Genomic DNA, 25,148 nt, shown 5'->3' on the forward strand with positions numbered 1-25,148 from the left:
TGCTTCTTCAGCCTGACGAGAATAACTTCTCCCGCCAGGCCAGTCACAACATACAAGGAGCGAGCGCAGCTCGCGATGCGCCGCGCGGGCGGCGCTCGATCTCACAAGCGCTAAAGATGCCACGGCGAGCACTGACAACCCTGCAGAGCAGAGCTGCACTCTTTCCTACAGGGCTATCACAACATCAAAGCGCTCCGCGACAGGCGCGCTGCTTACTTCAGTACCGCCAGTGCAGCCTCGTAGTCCGGTTCTTCAGCGATTTCGCCGACCAGCTCGCTGTGCAGCACTTTGTCGTTCTCGTCCAGCACCACCACGGCGCGGGCGGCCAGGCCAGCCAGCGGGCCATCGGCGATGGCCACGCCGTAGTTTTCGAGGAACTCGCGGCCACGCAGGGTCGACAGGTTCTTCACGTTCTCCAGGCCCTCGGCGCCGCAGAAACGTGCCTGCGCAAACGGCAGGTCGGCGGAGATGCACAGCACCACGGTGTTGGCTACATCGTTGGCCTGGGCGTTGAACTTGCGCACCGAAGTGGCACAGGTTGGGGTGTCGACGCTCGGGAAGATGTTCAGCACCTTGCGCTTGCCGGCGTAGTCTTTCAGCGACTTGTCAGCCAGGCCTTCACCCACCAGGGAAAAAGCCGGAGCCTGGGCGCCGGCCTGTGGCAGGTTGCCGTTGACCTGGACCGGGTTGCCTTTGAGAGTCACTTGAGCCATGACGAAATCCTTATGCGGGGTTTGAAAAGGACACCGAGTTAAGCATGAAGGCGGCCTAGTGCCTATGGGGGCGGGTGAAATTCTTCTATGGCCAGACTTTTTATGTGGATAAAAGCGGATACCCCTAACGCAGGACAGCAACCACCCTTCTCGCTCACCTTTAAAAGCCTGATAACAATGTTTGTTGTTTAGGCTCGCACAATGGAAGGAGCTTGGTTTCCAACATGCTCGCAAGGCCTGTGGTAGAGGCGATCCGGCCCAACTAATCGCCCACTCGCAGATAGCAAGGTAAATAATCCTACAAATCTATCGGAAATTTCGCCTGCGCGAATATCTTGTACATCTTAAAAGAGGCGCTACTATCGGAGGGGCCATAATAAAACGAACCTGATGGATATTTATATCAAGCCTATCAAGATGGAGTCCGCAAAACTTGCCAACAAGCCCCAACGAGCCAGCGAGCGCGATGCCTAATTGCGCACCGACGCTGCGAGCTATTGAGCGTACCGAATTGCTAGCCAACGAAGATTATTTCTTGCTATTTAAAGCTTCCGGGTTGGTAGCATGATCGCTTACTCAGCTAAACTGCGCTACCCTCTGTACTCGACATTGCTGGTTCTGATATCCCTGCTAGGGGTATTTCCGCTGGATGTGATCCTACCCTCATTCCCTACGCTGGCAGATAGGTTTCGGGTCGGTGCAGAGCAGATAGCCTACTCGGTGAGTTTCTTTGCTGTCGGCGTTGCAATGGCGCAACTCGTCATCGGCCCTCTGTCGGATAGTATCGGGCGCAAACGTCTGTTGCTGGGCGGGCTCGGATTAGCCATTTTAGGGGCGCTTGGTTGCGCATGCTCTACCACCTATCAAATGTTCATGGCATTCCGTTTACTACAGGCGCTGGGGTGTGGCAGCCTCGTCTTAGGCCAAGCGCTAGTGCAGGATCTATACAGAGATGAACATCGTAATACCATGCGAATCCTCTTAACCAGCTCAAGCGGGCTGTTCATCTCAATATCACCGCTGGTAGGTGCGCTCCTCCAGCAATCCTTTGGCTGGCAGGCAAGCTTTATAAGCTTCGCTATTATCGCTTCTATAGTTTCACTCCTGGCGTACGTACTCCTACCAAGTACAACTGCCTTGCAACGCAAAGCGCCCGGTATTTCCAGTTATCGTATAATGCTGCGAGACACGACCTTCCTCGCCTATACACTGCAGACCAGTCTCGCCTTCTCCTGCCATTTTTCCTTTATCGTGATAGCACCACTCCTCCTGATGAGCAGGTTGGGGCTGACGACCTATCAATTTTCCATTGTATTTATTGGCTACGGGGTGGCATACATCGCCGGGGGAGCGGCTGCAACCTATCTGAACCGACGTGTTAGCCCACAGGCTCAAATAAAAGCGGGCTTTCTGCTCATCAGCGCCGGGGGCATAACCCTTGTTATCTGGGAACGGTTTTCGGAGCTATCTGTGGCAGGCATTATGCTAGCTGTGCTCATATGTACTACAGGGACAACGCTGGTGCGCCCGGCCGCGACGACGCAGGCCTTGGCACGCTATCCATGTCAAGCGGGTGCTGCAGCATCGCTTAACACGACATTCCTGTTCGCTGGGGCTGGCGGTATAAGCAGTGTGGTAGCAGGCGTCGAGCGTACGCTTCCAGGGGGCTTGGGGCTGCTGTTCGTGCTAGCGAGCTTGTGCGGAGGGTGGCTACTTGCTTACACCAAGGTCGATGAAATCCCATGCAGGTGAGACCCTGATTTCACGCGCAAAAAACCCGGGCGGCGCCAGCCAACCCGGGCTTGTTTCATAGCCAGCCGTGACTCAGCCCAGCAGGCCGTACACCACCGAAGTCAGCGCAACCAGGCCCACCACTACCACGAATACGTTGGACGCCGCGCCGCTGTACTTGCGCATGGACGGTACACGGCGGATGGCGTACATCGGCATCAGGAACAGCAGCACCGCAAGGATCGGGCCGCCGAGCGATTCGATCATGCCGAGGATGCTCGGGTTGAGGGTGGCGACGATCCAGCACACTACCAGCATCAACCCTGCAACCACCCGGTCCAGGGCCTTGGCGCCCGGGCGCGCGCCGGTCTTGGCGATAATGCCCTTGAGGCCTTCACTGGCACCGATGTAGTGGCCGAGGAACGACTTGGCGATGGCCACGAAGGCAATCAGCGGCGCGGCAAACGCGATGGTCGGGTTGCTGAAGTGGTTGGCCAGGTACGACAGGATCGACAGGTTCTGCGCCTTGGCTTCAGCCAGCTGCGCGCTGCTCAGGGTCAGCACACAGCTGAACACGAAGAACAGCACCATCACCACCATCAACAGGTGGGCACGGCGCAGAATCTGCCCGCTGCGCTCATCGGCGTGGTCGCCGTAGCGGCGTTTCTGGTCCACGGCGAAGGCCGAAATGATCGGCGAGTGGTTGAAGGAAAACACCATCACCGGAATGGCCAGCCACAAGGTGTGCAGGAAGGCCGAGGCCGGTGGCACCTGGGTGGCGCTATCGAGGATACCGCCAGTCCAGTGCGGCACCAGGTACAGGCCCAGCAGCGCCAGGGCAACGATGAACGGGTATACCAGCAGGCTCATGACCTTGACCGTGGCCTGCTCGCCGCAGCGCACGATGGCCAGCAGGCCAAGAATCAGCACGAACGACAGCATGGCCCGTGGCGGTGGCTGCAGGTGCAACTGGTGCTCGATGAAGCTGGACACGGTGTTGGTCAGCGCCACGCTGTAGATCAGCAGGATCGGGAAGATGGCGAAGAAGTACAGCACGGTGATCGAGGTGCCCGCAGTGCTGCCGAAATGCTCCTTGACCACCTCGGTGATATCACCACCGGTGCGCCCGGAAAGCACGAAACGGGTCAACCCACGGTGGGCGAAATAGGTCATCGGGAATGCCAGCACGGCCAGGACCAGCAGCGGCCAGAAGCCGCCAAGGCCGGCGTTGATCGGCAGGAAAAGGGTGCCAGCACCGATGGCGGTGCCGAACAGGCCCAGCATCCAGGTGGTGTCGTGCCGCGCCCAGTTACCGAGGGTGGCGGGGGTCGATTCTGCAAAGCGTTGTTCAACGCTTGGGGCCTGCTCATTCATTCCGGGTGAAGCTCCACTCGCAAGACTGCAACAGGCTGAGAATGGCGAAATGGTGCGTTCGCCCAACTCAACCGGAAAAGAGGGGCGCGATTGTGCACGGAAAGGTTGCACTTGCGAAGCCCTTTTCCGAGGGGCGGTTGCACTTGTCTTTACAAGTGGCAGGCATCGCGGGTGTTGCGCGGTGGATGCAGGAGCGGCCTTGCAGCGCGAACGGGGTGCTCAGCACCCCGATGCAGGGTTACTTCTGCACGGCAGCAAACGCCTCGGCTACCCGTTGAAGGTTGGCTGGGCGCAGGCCGGACATGCACACGCGGCCGCTATCGATCAGGTACACGCCAAATTCGTCGCGCAGGCGGCGGACCTGCTCGACGCTGAAGCCGGTGTAGCTGAACATGCCACGCTGGCGCAGGAAGAACTGGAAGTCCTGGCCTGGAAGCAGCACGGCCAGGGCATCGACCAGCGCCTGGCGCATATCCAGAATGCGCTTGCGCATCACTTCGACTTCCTCGGCCCACTGGGCATTCAGGCCGGCATCGCCGAGCACACCAGCCACCAGTTGGGCACCGAAATTGGGCGGGCTGGAATAGTTGCGGCGCACGGTGGCCTTGAGCTGGCCCAGCACGCTCTGTGCGGTGGCCGCGTCGTCGCACACTACTGACAAGCCACCGACCCGCTCGCCATACAGCGAGAAGATTTTCGAGAACGAGTTGCTGACCAGGCACGGTACGCCGGCACGGGCCATTTCGCGGATGGCGTAGGCGTCTTCGACCAGGCCCTCGGCAAAGCCCTGGTAGGCGATGTCGAGGAACGGGATCAACTGGCGGGCCTTGACCACTTCGACCACCTGCTGCCACTGGTTCTGGGCCAGGTCGGCACCGGTCGGGTTATGGCAGCACGGGTGCAGCAGGACCACGCTATTGGCCGGCAGCGCTTGCAGGGTGGCCAGCATGCCCTCGAAGTCGACGCCGCGGGTGGCCTGATCGAAGTACGGGTAGGTGTGCACCTTGAAACCGGCACCCTCGAAGATGGCACGGTGGTTGTCCCAGGTCGGGTTGCTGACCCAGACTTCCGACTGCGGGAAGTAGCGCTTGAGGAAGTCGGCGCCGACCTTCAACGCGCCAGAGCCACCTACGGTCTGCACCGTGGCCACGCGCCCACCCGTCACGGCCGGGTGATCGGCTCCGAACAGCAGCGCCTGAATCGCCTGACGGTAGCTGGCCAGGCCTTCCATAGGCAGGTACAGGGACGCTTCATGGTCCTGGCCGGCGATGCGCTTTTCCACCGCATCCACCGCCGCCAATTGCGGCACCACGCCGGCCTCATCGTAATACAGGCCGATGCTCAGGTTGACCTTGTCGGCGCGCGGGTCGGCCTTGAAAGTTTCCATCAACGAGAGGATCGGGTCGCCGGCATAGGCATCGACATGTTTGAACACAGCGTGCAGCTCCTTGGATCAGGACAGTACGAAAAGTCAGCCCTGAGCATACCCGCACACACGGCTCAGGAACATCCACTAATGTGCAAGGTTGTCTATGCAACATTGCATGGCCAGGGTTTTATGCTGGCAGTGATGGCCTAATCGCCGCCAGCTCCCACAGGGAGCGCCTCAGGGCTGACAGGTGTTTGCCACAAGGTATGGCAGCGCCTGTAGAGCGAGCGCCGCCCGCGCGGCGCAATCGCGAGCTGCGCTCGCTCCTACGTTTGTTTCAGGCCAATTATTCCTGTGGGATTCGCGCGCGAACGCCTTGGTGCATGCCTCAATATCGCGCCGTACAAACAAGGCGGCCGCGCGCGCCTGTCACAGGCGTTACTGGCCCGAAGCAAACGTAGGAGCGAGCGCAGCTCGCGATTGCGCCGCGCGGGCGGCGCTCGATCTCACAGGCGCTGAAGATGCTACGGCTACCCTTGCCACAAACCCTAGAATCTCCCACTGCGGGAGCTGGCCTGCCGGCGATTAGGCCGGATCAACCAAGCAACGCTTTCAGGTCTTGCAATTCCTGCTCGGTCAGCGCCACCCCCTCCTCGTCTGCCACCTCGCGCTCGCGGTAACGCCGTTCACCCGGCATGCGCGTCAACCCTGCCGCCTGCATCTGCTCCACCAGATCGCGGCTGCGCTGGGCAAAACGCTCGCCCTCGGCCTTGCTCGGGTCGATGACGATGATCAGTTGCCCGGTCCATGGCGTTTTCGCCCCCGGGTGCTCCGCCCAGTCGAATTCCCAGGAGAAGTGCCCGCCTGTCAGCGCCGCCGCCAGCAATTCGACCATCATCGACAGCGCCGAACCCTTGTGCCCGCCAAATGGCAGCAAAGCACCGCCCTCGAGAATCGCCTTGGGCTCGGTGGTTGGTTCGCCATTGGCATCGACACCCATGCCTTCGGGAAGCGGCTGGCCGGCACGCGCGGCAATCTGCACGTCGCCGTGGGCCATGGCGCTGGTGGCCATGTCGAAGACGATCGGGTCATGCCCGGCGCAGGGTGCTGCAAAGGCGATAGGGTTGGTGCCGAACAGAGGCTTGCGGGCCCCATGCGGCACCACGCAGGTCATGCTGTTGACCACGCTGAGGGCCACCAGGCCCTCTTCAGCGAACGGCTCCACGTCTGGCCACAAGGCGGCGAAATGGTGCGAGTTGTGGATCGCCAGCACGGCAATGCCGGCGTTGCGCGCCTTGGCCACCAACAGGTCGCGGGCCGCCGCCAGTGCGGGCTGGGCGAACCCGCCAGCGGCATCGACGCTGACATAGCCGGCGGCAAGGTCACTGACCTTGGCCACGGCCCGCCCATCGACCCAGCCGCTGTTCAGCGTGGACACGTACCCCGGCATGCGGAACACCCCATGGCTATGGGCACCATCGCGCTGGGCGCTCGCACAATTGTGGGCCAGCACCCTGGCCACGCTATCGCTGCAGCCATGGCGCTGGAAGATAGCCTGCAGCAGGCCTTGCAGCTCGGTAAACGGCACGCGCACGACGGTGCCGGTGGACGGTGCGGACATCTGAAGCTCCTTGTTGATTTTGGAGTGGCTACAGCGTTGCAACGGCAAAACTTTCCCGCGAGTGACAGCTATCTGTCAAATGTTGACTTAATGGCAGAAAACATTCATTTTCTTCCCAAGCCTTACCTTCTGGAGCCCCAGCATGAGCCAACCGATCAAGCAACGCCTGGAAGCCAGCCTCGACGGGGCCGCAGCGTCAGGCCGCAAGATCGCCACCTACATGCTCGCCAACCTGCACGAACTGCCGTTCCAGACCTCGGCCAGCATCGCCGCCAAGCTGGGCGTCAGCGAATCCAGTGTCGGGCGGTTTTGCCGCTCCCTGGGTTATGCCCACCTCAAGGCACTTAAGCAAGACCTGCAGAGCGACCTGGGCGATGGCCCGTGGCTGGTGGGCGACCGCTTGCACGATTACCGCCAGCGCCAGGACGCCAGCGACAACGGCGGCAGCCTGGAACTGGAAATGGCCGCCCTGGTGCGCGTGCACGAGTACCGCCAAGGCCCGGCCTGGCACAACGTGGCCCAACGCCTGGCGAGCAAGCGCCGGGTCTTTGTTGCAGGTTTTCAGACCGAGCGCGGCCTGGCCATGTGCATGGGCCACTTGCTGCAATACCTGCGCGATGGGGTGCAACTGGTCGACCTCAGTGCCGGGCACTTTGCCGACGTGCTGCTCGGTAACGCCGCAGACAGCGCCCTGGTGGTGTTCGAGGCGCGCCGTTATTCCCGCCATGCCCTGTTGCTGTGCCAAAAGGCGCGCGAGGCGGGCATTGCGGTCACCTTGGTGACCGACACTTTCTGTGACTGGGCCGATGCCAACGCCGACGAGGTGTTCCGCATACCCACCGAATTCAATCTGTTCTGGGAATCCACCTCGGCCATGCTGTCGTGGGTACACCTGATGGTCAACGAGGTCTGCAAGAAACTCGGGCCGGATGTTGAAAAGCGCTTGGAAGCAACTGCCGCTCTACATAACGAGTTCGTCGGCTACACCACGTGGTCGGCGGGCAAACAACAATAGCAAGAGTGCAATGAGGTGCGAGATGAACAAGTCCATGGCCTTGCTGGGTGCGTGCGCCCTGCTGCTGGCGGGTGCTGCCAGTGGCGAAACCCTGCGCTTCGCCACCGAGGGTGCCTACCCGCCGTTCAACTATGTCGACGCCGATAACCAGTTGCATGGCTTCGACGTCGACATTACCCATGCCCTGTGCGAACAGATGAAGGTCGAGTGCACGCTGGTGGCTCAGGACTGGGAAGGCATCATCCCGGCGCTGATGGCGCGCAAGTACGACGCTGTGGTGGCCTCGATGATCGACACCGAGGAGCGGCGCAAGAAAATTGCCTTCACCGACCATTACTACCGTACCCCGTTGACCGTGGCCGTGGCCAAGGACAGCAAGATCACCGATGCCCAAACCCACTTCGACGGCTACACGGTTGGCGCCCAGTCGTCGTCTACCCAGGCCATTTATGCCGAGGACGTTTACGCCAAGGCCGGCGCTGATGTGAAGCTGTACCCGACCATGGACGAAGCCAACGCGGACCTGGCCGCCGGCCGCCTGGACGGGGTGATTGCCGACAAATTTCCGCTTCAGGAATGGATCAGCAAGAACGGCGGTGACTGCTGCAAGATTCTGGGTGATGTAGCCAACACCAAGGCCGATGCCGCCATTGCCGTGCGCAAGGATGATGAAGCCTTGCGCCAACGCTTGAACACCGCGTTGCAACAGATCGTGGCCAACGGCACCTATCAGAAGATCGCCAGCAAATACTTTGCATTCGATATCTACAACTGATCTTCAAGCCCTCATTGCCTGACCGGGCCCTATCGCCGGCAAGCCATCTCCCACAGGTTGCCCACAGACCTGAAGAACAGCGGTTTACCTGTGCGAGCTGGCTTGCCGGCGATGAGGCCGGTGAGGTCAACACAAGGTGTTCGTCATGCTCGATCAATTGTCCTTGCTGTCCTTGGCCAGCGGTGGCTGGGGCCAGGCGCTGCTGGCCGGCGCGCTAGTCACTGTGTCACTGGCCCTGGCCTGCCTGCCCATCGGCCTGCCGCTGGGCCTGGTAGTCGCCCTGGCGGCCCGCTCGCGCAAACGCCTGCCACGGGCCTGGGCCACCACGTTTTCCACCGTGTTCCGCGGCTTGCCCGAGCTGCTGACACTGCTGATCATTTATTACGGCTGCCAGATCGCCGCGCAGAAGGTCCTTGCCGCCCTGGGCTATGAAGGTGAGTTCCTGATCAATACCTTCGTGGCCGCCATGATCGCGTTCAGCCTGGTGTTTGCCGCATTTTCCAGCGAGATATGGCTGGCCGCTTTCAAGACCTTGCCCAAAGGCCAGTGGGAGGCCTGTTCGGCCTTGGGGCTGAGCAAACGCACCGGGTTCTTCAAGGTGCTGCTGCCGCAGTTGACCCGCATTGCCCTGCCCGGCTTGTCCAACAACTGGCTGTCGTTGCTCAAGGACACCTCGCTGGTGTCGACCATCTCGCTGGTCGACCTGATGCGCCAGACCAACCTGGCCGTCAGCGTGACCAAAGAGCCCATGTTCTTCTATGGCGTGGCGTGCCTGGGCTACTTGCTGTTCGCGGCATTGTCCGGGCGCGTGTTCGCCTACATCGAGCGGCGGAGCAACCGCCACCTGCAAGGAGTGCGCGCATGAGCCTCGACCAATTGCTGGCGCTGGTGCTCGACCCTGACCTGCTGCAGCGTTACGGCCCGCGCTTTGTCGACGGCCTGCTGGTCACTGCCAAGCTGGTCGCCATTTCCTTCAGCCTGGGCGCGCTGCTGGGCCTGCTGCTGGCGCTGGCGCGCCTGTCGCACAACCTGCTGTTGCAACGCCTGGCGGCAGGTTATGTGTACTTCTTCCGCGGCTCGCCATTGCTGGCCCAGTTGTTCCTGCTGTACTACGGCCTGGGCTCGTTCAAGAGCTTCTGGCAGGACGTGGGCCTGTGGTGGTTCTTCCGCGAGGCGTGGTTCTGCACCTTGCTGGCGTTCACCTTGAACACCGCCGCCTACCAGGCCGAGATCTTCCGCGGCAGCCTGATGGCCGTCGCCCCGGGCCAGTATGAGGCGGCGCGGGCCTTGAACCTGAAGCGCTCGACGACCTTCTTCAAGGTGATCCTGCCGCAGTCGCTGCTGGTTGCCATCGGCCCGCTGGGCAACGAATTGATCCTGATGATCAAAGCCAGCGCCATTGCCTCGCTGGTGACCATCTACGACCTGATGGGCGTGACCAAACTGGCCTTTTCGCGCAGCTTCGACTTCCAGATCTACCTGTGGGCCGCAGTGCTCTACCTGGTGATCGTCGAGGTGGTGCGGCGCCTGCTGAAACACCTGGAAGCCCGCCTGGGCCGCCACCTGAACTGACCAAAGGATACGTTCCATGCATTGCCAGACCTTAGTCCTGGGCGCCGGCATCGTCGGCGTCAGCACCGCCCTGCACTTGCAAGCCCGCGGGCGCCAGGTGGTACTGCTCGACCGCGACGAACCGGGCAGCGGTACCAGCCACGGCAACGCCGGGCTCATCGAGCGCTCCAGCGTCATCCCCTATGCCTTCCCACGGCAACTGGGCGCCCTGCTGCGCTATGGCCTGAACCGCCAGCCCGACGTGCGCTACAGCCTGGCGCATCTGCCCAAGGCGGCACCGTGGCTGTGGCGCTACTGGCGCCAGTCCGCCCCCGGGCGCCTGGCAGGTGCCGCCGCCGATATGCTGCCATTGGTGCAGCGCTGCGTGGAGGAACACGACGTGCTGATCGCAGCTGCCGGCCTGCAAGGGCTGGTGCAGGCCAAAGGCTGGATCGAGGTGTTCCGCGATCCGACGCTGTTCAGCCAGGCCAAGGCCGATGCCAAAGGCCTGAGCCGTTACGGCCTGCAGTTCGAAATACTGGAATGCGGCCAGTTGCAGGCACGCGAACACCAGCTGGATGCCACCGTGGTCGGCGGTATCCACTGGCTTGACCCAAAAACCGTCATCAACCCCGGCGCCCTCACCCGTGGCTATGCAGCCTTGTTCCAGCAACGCGGCGGGCAGTTCCTGCATGGCGATGCGCGCAGCCTGCGTCAGCACCACGGCAAGTGGCAGGTCGACAGCCGCCGTGGCCCGATCACTGCCGACGAGGTTGTCGCCTGCCTGGGCCCCCAGTCGGCCGACCTGTTCAGCGGCCTGGGCTACCAGATACCGCTGGCGATCAAGCGCGGCTATCACATGCACTACGGCACCCGTGGCGGCGCGCAACTGGAGCACGCGATCTGCGACACCCAGGGCGGTTATGTGCTGGCACCGATGGCGCGCGGCGTGCGCTTGACCACCGGTATCGAGTTCGATGCCGCCAATGCGCCCGCCAACCAGATTCAGCTGGATCGTTGCGAAGCCTTGGCGCGCAAGCTGTTCCCCGCGCTGGGCGAGCGCCTGGACGACGCACCGTGGCTGGGGCGGCGCCCGTGCCTGCCCGACATGCGCCCGGTCATTGGGCCGGCGCCACGCCACCCGGGGCTGTGGTTCAACTTTGGCCACGCCCACCATGGCCTCACCCTGGGCCCGGTCAGCGGCCGCCTGCTGGCCGAACTGGTGACCGGGGAACGCCCCTTCACCGACCCCGCGCCTTATAGCGCAACCCGTTTCGACTGACCCCCGCGGGAGCACAACACGATGACCGCACTCTTGAGCCATGCCACCGCTACCCCTGAAACCGACCCGCGCCCGGTGCTGATCCGCATTGAAGGCTTGAACAAGCACTACGGGGCGTTCCATGTCTTGCGCGACATCGACCTGCAGGTACGCGAAGGCGAACGTATCGTCCTGTGCGGGCCTTCCGGCTCGGGCAAGTCGACGCTGATCCGCTGCATCAACCGCCTGGAAATCGCCCAGCAGGGCACTATCGAGGTCGCCGGCGTCGACCTTGCGACCAACACCCGGGAGGCGGCGCAGGTACGCAGCGACATTGGCATGGTGTTCCAGCACTTCAACCTGTTCCCGCACATGAGCGTGCTCGACAACTGCCTGCTCGCCCCCACGAGCGTGCGTGGGCTATCGCGCAAGGATGCCGAGGAGCGGGCGCGCATGTACCTGACCAAAGTGGGCATCGCAAGCCAAGCGCACAAGTACCCCAGCCAGTTGTCCGGCGGGCAGCAGCAGCGCGTGGCAATTGCCCGCGCGCTGTGCATGAAACCGCGGATCATGCTGTTCGACGAGCCTACGTCGGCACTGGACCCTGAAATGGTCGCTGAAGTGCTGGATGTGCTGGTGCAACTGGCCGGCACGGGCATGACCATGCTTTGCGTCACCCACGAAATGGGCTTTGCCCGGCAGGTGGCCGAGCGGGTGCTGTTCCTGGAGGGTGGGCAGATCATCGAGGACAGCCCGCCGCAGGTGTTCTTCAACCACCCGCGCACCGAGCGGGCCAAGGGGTTCCTGGCGCAGATTCTGCACTGAGTGCAGACCTGTCACTGAGCTTGTGGGAGCGGCCTTGTGTCGCGAAAGGGTCGCAAAGCGGCCCCCGGTTTTTCAGCACTGTTGCCTATATTGCCGGGGCTGCTGTGCAGCCCTTTCGCGACACAAGGCCGCTCCCACAACGACCGCGTTGACTTCAAGCCACCTATTTCATTGCACGGCTGCAAAGACCCGACTGCGTCGTTAAATATTATTGACCGAACCTCTCGCCAAACCCACGCCGCCACAGGCCCGCATCGGTTCAACCCACCCAAAACCGGCGCATTTCCCGCCTTGCAGCCCCTTTCAGTCGTTTGACATATCGAACGGCTCTGGCAAGCTATCTACAGGCCCCGACCGGCATCGTCAGCTCGACGAGCCGGCAGTGCTCGGGGCTCCAGGCGCCACTCAGGGCCCCGCGCCGTGCGCCTGCACAACAACGACAGGTCGAACCTGTCCCAAGGTGACATATGTCCAACAGCAACATTGGCAACAAGCAACCTTCCCTGCGCAAACCCGTCGTCCTGATGACCATGGGCAGCCAAGAGCGCAAAGGCCATGACTACCAGGTCATGACCCACAAATACATCACCCCGCTGGTCGAGTTCGCCGATTGTGTCCCGGTGCTGGTGCCCACCTGCTGCGGCATTGACGACCTCGAGACCTATCTGGACATGGCCGACGGCGTTTACCTGACCGGCGCTGGCAGCAACATCGACCCGGCGCTGTACGGCCAGGAAAACCAGACCCCAGGCAAAGGCCAGGACCAGAACCGCGACCTGTTCGACATTCCGCTGGTCAAGGCGGCGCTCAAGCGTGGCCTGCCCATCTTCGGCATCTGCCGGGGCATGCAGGAAATCAACGTGGCGCTGGGTGGCGACATCTACCAGAAGGTGTACGCCGAACCGGGTTTCAATGACCACCGGGAAAACCCGGAAGACCCGGTCGAAGTACAGTACGCCCAGGTTCACAGCGTAAAGATCAAACCAGGCAGCTGGCTGCGCGACACTTTGGGTTGCGACGAAATCCGCGTCAACTCGCTGCACGGCCAGGGCCTGCACAAGCTCGGCGCCGGCATCGAGGCCATCGCGCATGCGGAAGACGGCCTGGTCGAGGCCATTCATGCGCCAAGCATTTCGCCGTTCCTGTTCGCCGTGCAATGGCACCCAGAATGGCAAGCCGCGCAGAACCCCGACTCGATCAAGATCTTCCAGGCCTTCGGTGACGCGTGCCGCGCCCAGGTTCGCAAGGCGCAGGTCAAGCGCGCTGCCTGACCTACAGTTTCCCCTGCTTTGATCGCGGGGCGGCGCAAGGCCGCCCCCGCCTCCCCCGGTCACCCTCTGCTGGTCCCAGAATATCTGCCGTGGAATCGGGCGGCGGGTTTGTGCCTGTCTTTGCGATCGTTTTTTTTCTTTGGTCTTGAGAGATACGATGACTACCGGGTGGTAGTCGTCGGTTTTTCAGCGCCTGTGAGATCGAGCGCCGCGCGGGCGGCGCTCGATCTACAACCCACCACACATATCGAGGCGGCCACGTAGAAGCAGGCACGCTCGCACAAAACAAAAATCGCAAAAAGCACTGGTCATCCCTGAGGTTGTACGATAACTTACCTCTAACGCAAAACAACACCTCCACCCAAGCGCCACAGGATGCCAACAACAATGAACCCACAAGAACTCAAATCCATCCTCTCCCACGGCCTGCTGTCTTTCCCGGTCACCGACTTCAACGCCCAGGGCGACTTCAACCCGGCGGGCTACACCAAGCGCCTGGAGTGGCTGGCCCCGTATGGCGCCAGTGCCCTGTTCGCCGCCGGTGGTACGGGTGAGTTCTTCTCCCTGGCTGCCAGCGAATACAGCCAGGTCATCAAGACCGCAGTCGATACCTGCGCCACTTCGGTACCGATCCTCGCCGGCGTGGGTGGCTCCACCCGCCAGGCCATCGAATATGCGCAAGAAGCCGAGCGCCTGGGCGCCAGGGGCCTGCTGCTGCTGCCGCACTACCTGACCGAAGCCAGCCAGGACGGTGTTGCCGCCCACGTGGAGGCCGTGTGCAAATCGGTGAAGATCGGCGTGGTGGTGTACAACCGCAATGTCTGCCGCCTGAACGCCGACCTGCTGGAGAAACTGGCCGAACGCTGCCCTAACCTGATCGGCTACAAGGACGGCCTGGGTGATATCGAGCTGATGGTGTCGATCCGCCGCCGCCTGGGTGATCGCTTCAGCTACCTGGGTGGCCTGCCAACCGCAGAAGTGTATGCTGCTGCCTACAAGGCCCTTGGCGTACCGGTCTACTCCTCGGCAGTGTTCAACTTTGTGCCGAAGACAGCGATGGACTTCTACAACGCCATCGCCCGCGACGACCACGCTGCTGTAGCCAAGCTGATCGATGATTTCTTCCTGCCCTACCTGGACATCCGCAACCGCAAGGCTGGCTACGCCGTGAGCATCGTCAAGGCCGGCGCCAAGCTGGCCGGTTACGACGCAGGCCCGGTGCGTACCCCGCTGACCGACCTCACCGCCGAAGAGTACGAAATGCTCGCCGCGCTGATGGACAAGATGGGCCCGCAGTAAGCGCTGCTTGCGGCCTGCCATATGCCGCGCCCGGAGTGGGCCTGCCCCGCTCCGGTTACCATTCGTGAGCCCGCACAAAAATAACTAGTGGGAGTACAACCAGCATGCAAGCGACTAAAAAGACGCATGTGCGCTACCTGATCCTGTTCATGCTGTTCCTGGTGACCACGATCAACTATGCCGACCGCGCGACCATTGCAATCGCAGGCTCCAGCCTGCAGAAAGACCTCGGCATTGACGCCGTAACCCTCGGTTATATCTTCTCCGCCTTCGGATGGGCTTACGTGGCTGGCCAGATTCCGGGTGGCTGGCTGCTCGACCGCTTCGGTTCCAAGAACGTCTACGCCTTCAGCATCTTCACCTGGTCGCTGTTCACCCTGTTGCAGGGCTTTGTCGGCGGCCTTCCGGTTGCCTGGGCAGTCGTGACCCTGTTCACCTTGCGCTTCCTCGTCGGCTTTGCCGAAGCCCCGTCGTTCCCAGGTAATGCCCGTATCGTCGCGGCCTGGTTCCCGACCCAGGAACGCGGTACCGCCTCGGCCATCTTCAACTCCGCGCAGTACTTCGCCACCGCCCTGTTCGCACCGATCATGGGTTGGATCGTGTTCAGCTTCGGCTGGGAGCACGTGTTCGTGGTGATGGGGGCGCTGGGCATCATCTTCTCGATGGTCTGGCTGAAGACCATCTACAACCCGCGCCAGCATCCACGCATCAGCCCGGCCGAGCTCGAACACATCGAGCAGAACGGCGGCCTGGTCGACATGGACCACAAGCGCGGCAACGATGGCCCGAAATGGGGTTACATCAAGCAGCTGCTGACCAGCCGCATGCTGCTGGGCGTGTACCTGGGCCAGTATTGCATCAACGGCATCACCTATTTCTTCCTGACCTGGTTCCCGGTGTACCTGGTGCAGGAACGCGGCATGACCATCCTCAAGGCCGGCTTCATCGCCTCGCTGCCGGCGGTATGCGGCTTTATCGGCGGTGTGCTGGGTGGGGTGATCTCGGACTGGCTGCTGCGCCGTGGCAACTCGTTGACCTTCTCGCGCAAGCTGCCGATCGTCTGCGGCCTGATGTTGTCGACCACCATGGTGTTCTGCAACTACGTAGACGCCGAGTGGATGGTCGTCGGTTTCATGACCCTGGCTTTCTTTGGCAAAGGCATCGGCGCGCTGGGCTGGGCGGTAGTGGCAGACACCTCGCCGAAGCAGATCGCCGGCCTGTCGGGCGGCCTGTTCAACACCTTCGGCAACATCGCCTCTATCACTACGCCTATCGTCATCGGCTACATCATCAGCGCCACGGGGTCGTTCAAGTGGGCCCTGGTCTACGTAGGCGCCAACGCCCTGGTAGCGGTGTTCAGCTACCTGGTGATCGTTGGCCCGATCAAGCGTATCGAACTGCGCGACGACGCGCCGAGGCCACAGGCTGAGCCTGCTGCCAACGGCGAACTGGCCAGCTCGCGCCATTGAGTGACACGCCCGCGCCGGCTCGTTCGGTGCGGGCGGATGTACAAAAAAGCCTGAGAACCTGACAAGTAGGGCCCAAACATGCAGTTGATCGAACATTCTGACTCGCCCCGCTACGTGCGCCTGCACGACGATGACAACGTCGTGGTCGTGGTCAATGACGGCGGCCTGGGCGAAGGTGCCCGTTTTGCCGACGGCCTGACACTGGTCGAGGGCGTACCGCAAAGCCACAAGGTTGCCACCGTGACCATCGCCAAGGGCGAGCCGGTGCGCCGCTACGGGCAAATCATCGGTTATGCGCTGGAAGACCTGCGCCAGGGCAGCTGGGTACAGGAAAGCCAGCTGGCCATGCCCGCTGCCCCGGAACTGGACAGCCTGCCACGCTGCGATGCCGTGCCACAGCCGCTGCCGCCACTGGAAGGTTTCACCTTCGAAGGCTACCGCAACGCCGACGGCACGGTCGGCACGCGCAATATCCTTGGCATCACCACCACCGTGCAGTGCGTGACCGGCGTGCTGGAGCACGCGGTCAAGCGCATTCGCAGCGAACTGCTGCCCAAATACCCCAACGTCGATGACGTGGTAGCCATCACCCACAGCTACGGCTGCGGCGTGGCCATCAACGCCCGCGACGCCTATATCCCGATCCGCACCGTGCGCAACCTGGCGCGCAACCCCAACCTGGGCGGCGAAGCGCTGGTCATCAGCCTGGGCTGCGAAAAGCTGCAGGCCGGCCAGGTGATGCACGACAACGACCCGTCGGTAGATCTCAGCGACCCGTGGCTGTACCGCCTGCAGGACGCCAGCCTGGGCTTTGTGGAAATGATCGAGCAGATCATGGCGCTGGCCGAAACCCGCCTGAAGAAACTCGACCAGCGTCGACGCGAAAGCGTACCGGCCAGCGAGCTGATCCTCGGCATGCAGTGCGGTGGCAGCGACGCCTTTTCGGGCATTACCGCCAACCCGGCGCTGGGTTATGCCGCCGACCTGCTGGTACGTGCCGGTGCCACCGTGCTGTTCTCGGAAGTGACCGAGGTTCGCGACGCCATCTACATGCTGACTTCCCGCGCGCAAAACCAGGCGGTGGCCGACGCGCTGGTCAGCGAAATGGACTGGTACGACCGCTACCTGCAGCAAGGCGCTGCCGACCGCAGCGCCAATACCACACCGGGCAACAAGAAAGGCGGGCTGTCGAACATCGTCGAAAAGTCGCTGGGTTCGATCGTCAAGTCCGGCAGCGGGGCCATCCAGGGCGTGCTTGGCCCAGGCGAGCGGGTCAAGGGCAAGGGCCTGATCTTTTGCGCCACCCCGGCCAGCGACTTTGTCTGTGGCACCCTGCAACTGGCCGCAGGCATGAACCTTCATGTCTTCACCACGGGCCGCGGCACACCGTATGGCCTGGCCATGGCGCCCGTGGTCAAGGTGTGCACCCGCAGCGAGCTGGCGCAGCGCTGGCCCGATTTGATCGATATCGACGCCGGGCGCATCGCCAGCGGCCGCGCGACCATCGAGGAACTGGGTTGGGAGCTGTTCCACTACTACCTCGACGTCGCCAGTGGCCGCAAGCAGACCTGGGCCGAGCAGCACCGCTTGCACAACGACATCACCCTGTTCAATCCGGCGCCGATTACCTGATGCGCTGGGCAGGCTTGCCCAGCACTCTTCATTCAGCCACCCTCACAGGAGCACCCCATGCCTGAAATCCTCGGCCACAACTTCATCGCCGGCCAGCGCAGCGCCGCTGGCGCACAGCGCCTGCAGAGCCTGGACGCCAGCACTGGCGAAGCCCTGCCGTACAACTTTGCCCAGGCTACCGAGGGCGAAGTCGACCAAGCCGCCAAAGCCGCGGCCGCCGCTTTCGCCGAATTCCGCCAACTGGCCCCGGCGCGCCGCGCCGAATTTCTGGATGCCATCGCCGCGGAACTGGACGAGCTGGACGATGCCTTCATCGCTATCGTCTGCCGCGAAACCGCACTGCCCGCCGCACGTATCCAGGGTGAGCGCGGCCGTACCAGCGGCCAGATGCGCCTGTTCGCCCAGGTGTTGCGCCGTGGCGACTACCTAGGCGCACGCATCGACCTCGCCCTGCCCGAACGCCAGCCACTGCCACGCGTGGACCTGCGCCAGATGCGCATTGGCGTTGGCCCGGTCGCGGTGTTCGGCGCCAGTAACTTCCCGCTGGCGTTCTCCACCGCAGGTGGCGACACCGCCGCGGCGCTGGCCGCCGGCTGCCCGGTGGTGTTCAAGGCGCACAGCGGCCACATGGCAACCGCCGACCTGGTCGGCTGCGCCATCAACCGGGCAGCCGAGCGTACCGGCATGCCCCAGGGGGTGTTCAACATGGTGTTCGGTGGCGGCGTGGGCGAGTGGCTGGTCAAGCACCCGGCCATCCAGGCTGTAGGTTTCACCGGCTCGCTGAAAGGCGGCGACGCCCTGTGCCGCATGGCCGCAGAGCGCCCCCAGCCGATTCCGGTGTTCGCCGAGATGTCCAGCATCAACCCGGTGATCATCCTGCCGGGCGCCCTGGCCAAGCGTGGCGACGCCATCGCCCGTGAGCTGGCCGGTTCGGTGTGCCTGGGCGCAGGGCAGTTCTGCACCAACCCGGGCCTGGTCATCGGGCTGCAATCGCCACCGTACAGCCAGCTGTTGGCTGAGCTGGGTCAGCACCTGGGCCAGCAGGCCGGCCAGGTCATGCTCAACGCCGGCGGCCTGCGCAGTTATGTCGCTGGCCTGGAGCACCTGCACGCCCACGCCGGTATCGAACACCTGGCCGGCCAGGCACAGCAAGGCAGCCAGGCCCATGCCCAGTTGTTCAAGGCCGATGCCCGGTTGCTGGTCGAGTCCGACCCATTGCTGCAGGAGGAAGTGTTCGGCCCCACCACCGTGGCCGTGGAAGTTCAGGATAACGACCAGTTGCGCGCTGCCGTGCTTGGCCTGCGCGGCCAGCTGACCGCCACACTGATCGGCGAGCCTGAGGACTTTGAAGCCTTTGCCTGGCTGGTACCACTGCTGGAAGAGAAAGTCGGGCGGATTCTGCTCAATGGTTACCCGACAGGTGTCGAGGTGTGCGATGCCATGGTCCACGGCGGGCCGTACCCGGCAACTTCCGACGCCCGCGGAACCTCGGTCGGCACCCTGGCTATCGACCGCTTCCTGCGCCCCGTGTGCTACCAGAACTACCCGCAGGCGCTGTTGCCAGAGGCCCTGCGTGACAGCAACCCGCTGGGGCTGCGGCGGTTGGTGAATGGGCAGTGGCGCGACGGGGCGATCTGACGCCCCTTTGCGGCACGGGCCTCAGGCCCCTTGCGCCTCAGCCTCTTCATGCACCTGACGCAAACGCTCACGGCTATTGCTCAGGTGCATGCGCATGGCCATTTTGGCCCCTTCGCTGTCTCGCCGTGCAATGGCTTCATAGATGGCTTCATGCTCATGGCGCAGCCGGCTCATGTAATGGGCCTGGTCATCACGCGCCAACCGCGCTGAATTCAACCGGGTCCGGGGGATGATGCTGGTGCCCAGGTGGTTGAGGATGTCGGCGAAGTAATGGTTGCCACTGGCCTGGGCAATGCGCAGGTGAAACTGGAAATCGGCCGACACCGCATCGGTGGCGTGGGCCGCCCCTTCGTTCAGCTCATCCAGCGCCGCGCGCATGCCGGCCAGCTCGTCATCGCTGCGGCGTTGTGCGGCAAGCCCCGCCGATTCGATCTCAAGGGCAATGCGCAACTCCAGCACCGCCAGCACTTCACGCAGGGTAACGACGGTAGCCGGGTCGATCCGGAAGCCCCCGGTCGCCGGCGCATCCAGCACGAACGTACCGATGCCGTGGCGGGTTTCCACCTGCCCGGCGGCTTGCAGCCGCGAAATGGCCTCACGCACCACCGTGCGGCTGACGCCCTCTTCAACCATGATCTGCGATTCGGTCGGCAGCTTGTCGCCGCGCTTGAGCTGGCCGCTGCGAATACGCTCGGTCAGCACCGTAACCAGTTCCTGGGCCAGACTGCGCGGCTTGCGCCGGGTCCTTGCCTGTACCTGCTGCTCTGTCATCGCCCTGTGTTTCACCTTGAAAGACAGCGCTTATCATAGCGCAAGCAGTTGTACGATCACATATGTCGCGTGCGGATTTCATTGCCTGCCTGGGGCTGCACCTACCCGACAACACCTGGAAGTGCTGGCACAGAGCCTGCGCTGCAAGATACTGTGCGCTTCCACCTCACGCATCCATGGAAGGAACTGCCCGTGTGAAAACCTATGACCGCCTTTTGCTGGGCTGCGGCTTACTGATCCCCTTGTGGCTGTTGGCCGGGGTCTGGCTCACTGCACTGGCGTACCCCGGCTACGACCATTTCCAACAAGCCATGAGCCAGCTCGGCGCGGTTGGCTCGCCCGTGCAGCGCTGGTCGCCATGGGTCAACAATTATCCTCTCGCGGTCTTGTTCATCTTGTCGGGGTTGCTGATGTTCTTTTCACTGACCCTGGCGAGCGCCCTGTGGGCGTGGCTCAGGACGCGTCTGGCCGGAAGCCAGGCCGTCGCGCTACTGTCCGCCACCAGCCTGATACTGGCCATCGTGACCGTCGCACTCATGGCCCAGGCGGCACAAAGCGGGCAACTGTTCGGCTTGTACCAGCGCCTCAACTACGGGGTGTCGGTACCGTGGATCGCCTGCCTTGCCTGGGCTAGCCTGCGCAACCCGGCTGCCAGGTCATTGCACAGGCCCAACCGCTGACGGCAATTTGCTGGCCCCCCACCTTTGCAATTGAAGGCAAACTTCGTTCCCCTTCAATTGCTTAGGACAGCAATATGCGAGTACTTCTAGCTACGATGGCCGGCTGCCTGCTCGCCACATTCGCTTTCGGCGCCCAGGCCAGGGCGCTCAGCCAGAATGATCGCCACACCTGCCAGTGGGGTGCGCAAATAGCCGGTGAAGCCCAGCAGGCCAAGCTTGCCGGGGTCACCCTGTACGCTACGCGCAAGAAGCTTCAGGTGCGAAAGTTCGCCAAACCGTGGATGCGCATGACCGCCTTCGGCATTACTGAACAAACCTATAACAGCCGCTCCAGGCTCAAGCCTGCGGCAATCCGGCAGACCTATTACGAGCAGTGCGTGCACCATGCAGTTGCGAAGAGATAGGTGTTTTTATTTCAAGCACTTATGAATCAAATCTAAAGTACTTCATGAATTTAAAAACGCCGCCACGGGGCCCCTGCCGTGAAGCAAGCTTCAAGCAGCCCCGGACGGCGCCCAGTGCTGAATCAGCAGCCGCTCAGCACCGCCGGACGGCGTTCCCCGGCAAAGAACAGCGGGCGCAAGCGCACCCCAATCAGGTTGCCGGCGTAAGCCGCCACCAGCCACAGCCAGCCATGCACGCTGCCGGAAGCAATACCGCTGAAGTACGCTCCGATATTGCAGCCATAGGCCAGGCGCGAACCATAGCCCAGCAGCAGCCCGCCAATCACCGCAGCCAGCAATGACGGCAGCGGAATTTTCAGGCTGGGCGCAAAACGCCCGGCCAACCCTGCTGCCAGGAGCGCACCGAGCACGATGCCCAGGTCCATGACCGTCGTGATGTCCTGCCACAACGGCGAAGCCAGCGCCTTGGCGTTGGTCGGTGCCTGCCAGAACACCCAACTGGCGACATTCACACCCAGGCCTTCAAGCACCTTGGCGCCCCACAAGGCGAAGGCCGAGGTGATGCCCCACGGCCGCCCCGCCAGGGCCAGTGTCGCGTAGTTCAACACGGCCAAAGCGATGGCGCCCCACAGCAGCGGCCAGGGTCCCCGCAGCAATCGCCGCAAGCCGCGCTGCGCACTGCCGACAGGCGCCTCCAACCCGCCATGCCGGCGCTTTTCCAGCACCACGCTGGCCCACGCGATCAGGCCAAATACGCCCAGGCTCACCAGCAGCGCCGGCGCCACGCCCCACGCCTGCACAATCGAGGTGGCCGGGAACGACGGTAAGGCGAACCACCAGTCGGCGTGGTGGGTAGCGCTGACCGAACCGATGATGAAGAACAGCAAGGTCACCAGCATGCGTGTATTACCCCCGCCAACGGTGAACAGCGTGCCCGAGGCACAACCGCCGCCCAGTTGCATGCCGATGCCGAAAATGAACGCACCGAACACCACCGAAACACCGGCCGGGGCCACAAGGCCGGTCACGGGTGAGCCAAACAGGCTACCTGCCGACAGCGCCGGGAAGAACAACAGCACCGCCAGCCCCAGCATGAACATCTGCGCGCGCAGGCCCGCGCCCCGGCGTTCGTTGATGAACACCCGCCAGGCTGAGGTGAAACCAAAGGCCGCGTGGTACAAGGTCAGGCCAAGTGCGGCGCCGACCATAAGCAGCAAGGCCTGCTTGAAGCCGGCGTTGAGGTTCAGGAACCAGGCACCAGCCAGCAGCACAAGCAAGGCGACAAGGGGCACGCCGAAGCGGCGCGGTGCGGGTGTTGCGATTGCGGAAAGACCCATCTAAATACTCGGATAACAGTGAAACGGTTGGCGAGTATACCCGCAACGGTCAACCGGGTCCGCGTATGGCCAGGGCATTTGTTAAGCCGTTCAAAGCTGCCAGCTCTCACATACTGCACAGCACTCAAGCCATGCGCCGTACCTGAGGGAGATTCTATGGTTCCTGGCGGGGGTAGCCGGAGCATCTTCAGCGCCTGTGAGATCGAGCGCCGCCCGCGCGGCGCAATCGCGAGCTGCGCTCGCTCCTACTTTTGTTTCGGGCCAGTTATTCCTGTGGGATTCGCGCGCGAACGCCTTGGTGCATGCCTCAATATCGCGCCGTACAAACAAGGCGGCCGCGCGCGCCTGTCACAGGCGTTACTGGCCCGAAACAAACGTAGATGTTTCATTGCAGCGAAGCGGTGAACTATCGGCGATGCGCAGGGCTCCTTTGCTAGGCGCACCCTGCGCACGGCTGATGGCCACCCTGTCAGCCTGGGTCACCGAATGAAAAGGAGGCACCGTGACCACATCCGACCACACCCTTTACCGGCGCACCCCCAGCCCGCTGCACGCCCTGCTGTTGGCCGGCAGTGTGCCGTTGTTCCTGGGCGCGCTGCTGAGCGATATCGCCTACTACAACAGCTACCAGATCCAGTGGAGCAACTTCGCCGCCTGGCTGATCGCCGGGGCCTTGCTGTTCTGCGGGCTGGCGCTGCTGTTTGCCTTGGCCAACCTGATCCGCGCCGAGCGCAAAGGCGGGCGCCCGACGCTGTATTTCGTGCTGCTGCTGGTGACCTGGGTGCTTGGCCTGATCAATGCCTTCGAGCATGCCAAGGACGCCTGGGCGGTGATGCCGGCAGGGCTGGTGCTGTCGGTGGTCGTGAGCGTACTGGCGTTGGCCGCAGCCTGGACCGGCTTGAGCAACCTGCGTTCTGGAGGTGAAGCATGAAGCCCTTGCACGCGTTGAGTGTATTGAGTGTGGCGCTGCTGTTGAGTGCCTGTGGTGGCGATGGCGAGCCTACCCAGGCCCATGGCCCGGACCCGCGCTTGCCCGAGCCACAACGTGGCTTGTTGCCGAGCATGAAGATCGCTCAGCCGGTGGCCTGGGGTGAGCAGAAACCGACCGTTCCCGAAGGCTACAGTGTCACGGCCATTGCCACCGACCTGAAGATTCCGCGCCAGAGCCTGGTATTGCCCAATGGCGACATCCTGGTGGCCGAAGGCAGGGGCGGCAGCGCGGCCAAGCTCAAGCCCAAGGATGTGATTGCCAGCCAGATCAAGGCCAAGGGCAACACCCAGGTCAAAGGCGGCAACCGCCTGACCTTGCTGCGCGATGCCGACGGCGACGGCAAGTACGAGGTGCAGACGGTATTCGCGGAAAACCTCAACGCGCCGTATGGCCTGGCTTTTGCCGACGGCAAGTTGTACGTGGCCAACCAGGACGCCCTGGTGCGCTTCAACTACACCGAAGGCCAGACCAAGGCCGACGGCCCGCCGACCAAGGTCACCGACCTGCCATCGCAGATCAACCACCACTGGACCAAGGCGCTGACGATCAGCCCCGATGGGCGCTACCTGTATGTGGGTATCGGCTCGAACAGCAATATCACCGAGCGCGGCCTGGAAGTGGAGATCGACCGCGCCATGGTCTGGCAGGTGGATGCCGAAACCGGCGCGCACCGGCCTTACGCCACAGGCCTGCGCAACCCCACCGCACTGACCATTGAGCCGCAGACCGGGCAGTTGTGGACAGTGGTCAACGAGCGCGATGAGTTGGGGCCTGATTTGGTGCCTGACTACCTCACCTCGGTGCGTGACGGCGGCTTCTACGGCTGGCCCTACAGCTACTGGGGGCAGAACGTCGATGAGCGGGTAAGGCCACAGGCACCGGACAAGGTCGCCGCGGCGATCAAACCCGACTACAGCCTGGGCTCGCACGTGGCGGCATTGGGGGTGGACTTCTCGATCCCGGCCATGGGGGAGGGATTTGCCGACGGGGTATTCGTGGGCGAGCACGGCAGTTGGAACCGGCCGAACCCGGTGGGCTACAAGGTCATCTTCGTGCCGTTCAGCAATGGCAAACCGGCTGGGGAACCGATTGACTTCGCGACGGGTTTCCGGGGTGAAGACGGCAAGACCCGCGGTCGCCCGGTGGGGGTGACGGTGGACCCACGCGGTGCTTTGATCATTGCGGATGACCTGGCCAATACCGTGTGGCGGGTTACGCGCAATCGGTGAAGGTGGCCGGCTTCGCGTGCGGCCACTCATTGCGAAAGGCGGGGGCCGCGTTGCGGCCCATCGCCGGCAAGCCAGCTTGTATGGTTAGACTTGAAGGGAGGAGGAGGGACAAAGCCAGCTTCTGACTGTTAGCGCAGTACAGACCGTGGGAGACCTCGCCCCTCCTCCCTTTTCACCCAAGCGCCGATAAAG

At 62.9% G+C, this 25,148-nt stretch carries 22 protein-coding genes; 16 read left to right on the forward strand and 6 right to left on the reverse strand.

Going from position 1 to position 25,148, the window contains the following annotated elements:
* Window positions 1-212 precede the first annotated feature (212 nt).
* Window positions 213-713, reverse strand: coding sequence for a thiol peroxidase (gene tpx, locus QME24_RS22520; RefSeq protein ID WP_054881982.1), 501 nt, complete (start codon window positions 711-713; stop codon window positions 213-215).
* A gap of 564 nt (window positions 714-1,277) precedes the next feature.
* Here tpx and QME24_RS22525 point away from each other — a divergent pair.
* Complete coding sequence (locus QME24_RS22525) at window positions 1,278-2,465, forward strand: Bcr/CflA family efflux MFS transporter (protein ID WP_029887941.1); 1,188 nt, start codon at window positions 1,278-1,280, stop codon at window positions 2,463-2,465.
* Between the two features lie 72 nt (window positions 2,466-2,537).
* Here the strand turns inward: QME24_RS22525 and QME24_RS22530 are convergent, their stop codons facing one another.
* The 3 genes from QME24_RS22530 to QME24_RS22540 form a co-directional block, all read right to left on the reverse strand.
* Window positions 2,538-3,818: a serine/threonine transporter gene (locus tag QME24_RS22530; RefSeq protein WP_029887942.1), complete on the reverse strand. Its 1,281-nt coding sequence runs from the start codon at window positions 3,816-3,818 to the stop codon at window positions 2,538-2,540.
* A 238-nt stretch (window positions 3,819-4,056) separates the two neighbouring features.
* The gene (locus QME24_RS22535; RefSeq protein WP_054905892.1) at window positions 4,057-5,253 is read right to left on the reverse strand and encodes an amino acid aminotransferase; all 1,197 of its coding nucleotides are present in this window, start codon (window positions 5,251-5,253) and stop codon (window positions 4,057-4,059) included.
* Between the two features lie 529 nt (window positions 5,254-5,782).
* Window positions 5,783-6,808, reverse strand: a complete 1,026-nt coding sequence (locus QME24_RS22540) for an Ldh family oxidoreductase (protein ID WP_009687028.1) — start codon at window positions 6,806-6,808, stop codon at window positions 5,783-5,785.
* 142 nt (window positions 6,809-6,950) lie between these two features.
* Here QME24_RS22540 and QME24_RS22545 point away from each other — a divergent pair, with 142 nt between their 5' ends.
* From QME24_RS22545 to QME24_RS22595, 11 genes are all read left to right on the forward strand, one after another.
* The gene (locus QME24_RS22545; protein WP_029886745.1) at window positions 6,951-7,823 is read left to right on the forward strand and encodes a MurR/RpiR family transcriptional regulator; all 873 of its coding nucleotides are present in this window, start codon (window positions 6,951-6,953) and stop codon (window positions 7,821-7,823) included.
* Between the two features lie 22 nt (window positions 7,824-7,845).
* Entirely contained in the window at window positions 7,846-8,598 is a 753-nt protein-coding gene (locus QME24_RS22550; protein ID WP_054905894.1) for a transporter substrate-binding domain-containing protein, read from the forward strand.
* 145 nt (window positions 8,599-8,743) lie between these two features.
* Entirely contained in the window at window positions 8,744-9,463 is a 720-nt protein-coding gene (locus QME24_RS22555) for an ABC transporter permease subunit (protein ID WP_280091787.1), read from the forward strand.
* Complete coding sequence (locus QME24_RS22560) at window positions 9,460-10,170, forward strand: ABC transporter permease subunit (protein WP_054906136.1); 711 nt, start codon at window positions 9,460-9,462, stop codon at window positions 10,168-10,170. Before QME24_RS22555 ends, QME24_RS22560 begins: the two co-directional genes overlap by 4 nt.
* 16 nt (window positions 10,171-10,186) lie before the next feature.
* A complete protein-coding gene (locus tag QME24_RS22565; RefSeq protein WP_054906137.1) occupies window positions 10,187-11,431 on the forward strand; it encodes an FAD-binding oxidoreductase in 1,245 nt (414 codons plus the stop codon).
* 21 nt (window positions 11,432-11,452) lie between these two features.
* The gene (locus tag QME24_RS22570; RefSeq protein WP_009687020.1) at window positions 11,453-12,235 is read left to right on the forward strand and encodes an amino acid ABC transporter ATP-binding protein; all 783 of its coding nucleotides are present in this window, start codon (window positions 11,453-11,455) and stop codon (window positions 12,233-12,235) included.
* Window positions 12,236-12,702: 467 nt separating this feature from the next.
* Complete coding sequence (locus QME24_RS22575) at window positions 12,703-13,506, forward strand: type 1 glutamine amidotransferase (protein ID WP_029886748.1); 804 nt, start codon at window positions 12,703-12,705, stop codon at window positions 13,504-13,506.
* Between the two features lie 387 nt (window positions 13,507-13,893).
* The gene (gene kdgD / locus QME24_RS22580; RefSeq protein ID WP_054906139.1) at window positions 13,894-14,805 is read left to right on the forward strand and encodes a 5-dehydro-4-deoxyglucarate dehydratase; all 912 of its coding nucleotides are present in this window, start codon (window positions 13,894-13,896) and stop codon (window positions 14,803-14,805) included.
* 104 nt (window positions 14,806-14,909) lie between these two features.
* Window positions 14,910-16,274 (forward strand): MFS transporter, encoded by a 1,365-nt coding sequence (locus QME24_RS22585; protein WP_280091788.1) that lies wholly within the window; start codon window positions 14,910-14,912, stop codon window positions 16,272-16,274.
* 78 nt (window positions 16,275-16,352) lie between these two features.
* Window positions 16,353-17,906, forward strand: coding sequence for a galactarate dehydratase (garD, locus tag QME24_RS22590; protein WP_054906141.1), 1,554 nt, complete (start codon window positions 16,353-16,355; stop codon window positions 17,904-17,906).
* A gap of 57 nt (window positions 17,907-17,963) precedes the next feature.
* Complete coding sequence (locus tag QME24_RS22595; RefSeq protein WP_054906142.1) at window positions 17,964-19,544, forward strand: aldehyde dehydrogenase (NADP(+)); 1,581 nt, start codon at window positions 17,964-17,966, stop codon at window positions 19,542-19,544.
* A gap of 21 nt (window positions 19,545-19,565) precedes the next feature.
* Here the strand turns inward: QME24_RS22595 and QME24_RS22600 are convergent, their stop codons facing one another.
* Window positions 19,566-20,315 (reverse strand): FadR/GntR family transcriptional regulator, encoded by a 750-nt coding sequence (locus tag QME24_RS22600; RefSeq protein ID WP_009687013.1) that lies wholly within the window; start codon window positions 20,313-20,315, stop codon window positions 19,566-19,568.
* A 194-nt stretch (window positions 20,316-20,509) separates the two neighbouring features.
* On the opposite strand from QME24_RS22600, the gene QME24_RS22605 reads away from it, so the two are divergent.
* Together QME24_RS22605 and QME24_RS22610 are read left to right on the forward strand one after the other, a co-directional pair.
* Window positions 20,510-20,995 (forward strand): DUF998 domain-containing protein, encoded by a 486-nt coding sequence (locus QME24_RS22605; RefSeq protein ID WP_054906144.1) that lies wholly within the window; start codon window positions 20,510-20,512, stop codon window positions 20,993-20,995.
* A gap of 74 nt (window positions 20,996-21,069) precedes the next feature.
* Window positions 21,070-21,399, forward strand: a complete 330-nt coding sequence (locus QME24_RS22610) for a hypothetical protein (RefSeq protein ID WP_047149831.1) — start codon at window positions 21,070-21,072, stop codon at window positions 21,397-21,399.
* Window positions 21,400-21,521: 122 nt separating this feature from the next.
* Here QME24_RS22610 and QME24_RS22615 read toward each other — a convergent pair whose 3' ends face one another.
* Window positions 21,522-22,736: a YeeE/YedE family protein gene (locus QME24_RS22615; RefSeq protein ID WP_054906146.1), complete on the reverse strand. Its 1,215-nt coding sequence runs from the start codon at window positions 22,734-22,736 to the stop codon at window positions 21,522-21,524.
* Between the two features lie 502 nt (window positions 22,737-23,238).
* On the opposite strand from QME24_RS22615, the gene QME24_RS22620 reads away from it, so the two are divergent.
* Window positions 23,239-23,667 (forward strand): DUF2231 domain-containing protein, encoded by a 429-nt coding sequence (locus QME24_RS22620; protein ID WP_029885640.1) that lies wholly within the window; start codon window positions 23,239-23,241, stop codon window positions 23,665-23,667.
* Window positions 23,664-24,956 (forward strand): sorbosone dehydrogenase family protein, encoded by a 1,293-nt coding sequence (locus QME24_RS22625; RefSeq protein WP_029885639.1) that lies wholly within the window; start codon window positions 23,664-23,666, stop codon window positions 24,954-24,956. Before QME24_RS22620 ends, QME24_RS22625 begins: the two co-directional genes overlap by 4 nt.
* Window positions 24,957-25,148: the final 192 nt, after the last annotated feature.

Origin of the sequence: Pseudomonas sp. PARCl1 (genome assembly GCF_947311875.1) — a bacterium.
GTDB classification, from domain to species: Bacteria; Pseudomonadota; Gammaproteobacteria; order Pseudomonadales; family Pseudomonadaceae; genus Aquipseudomonas; species Aquipseudomonas juntendi.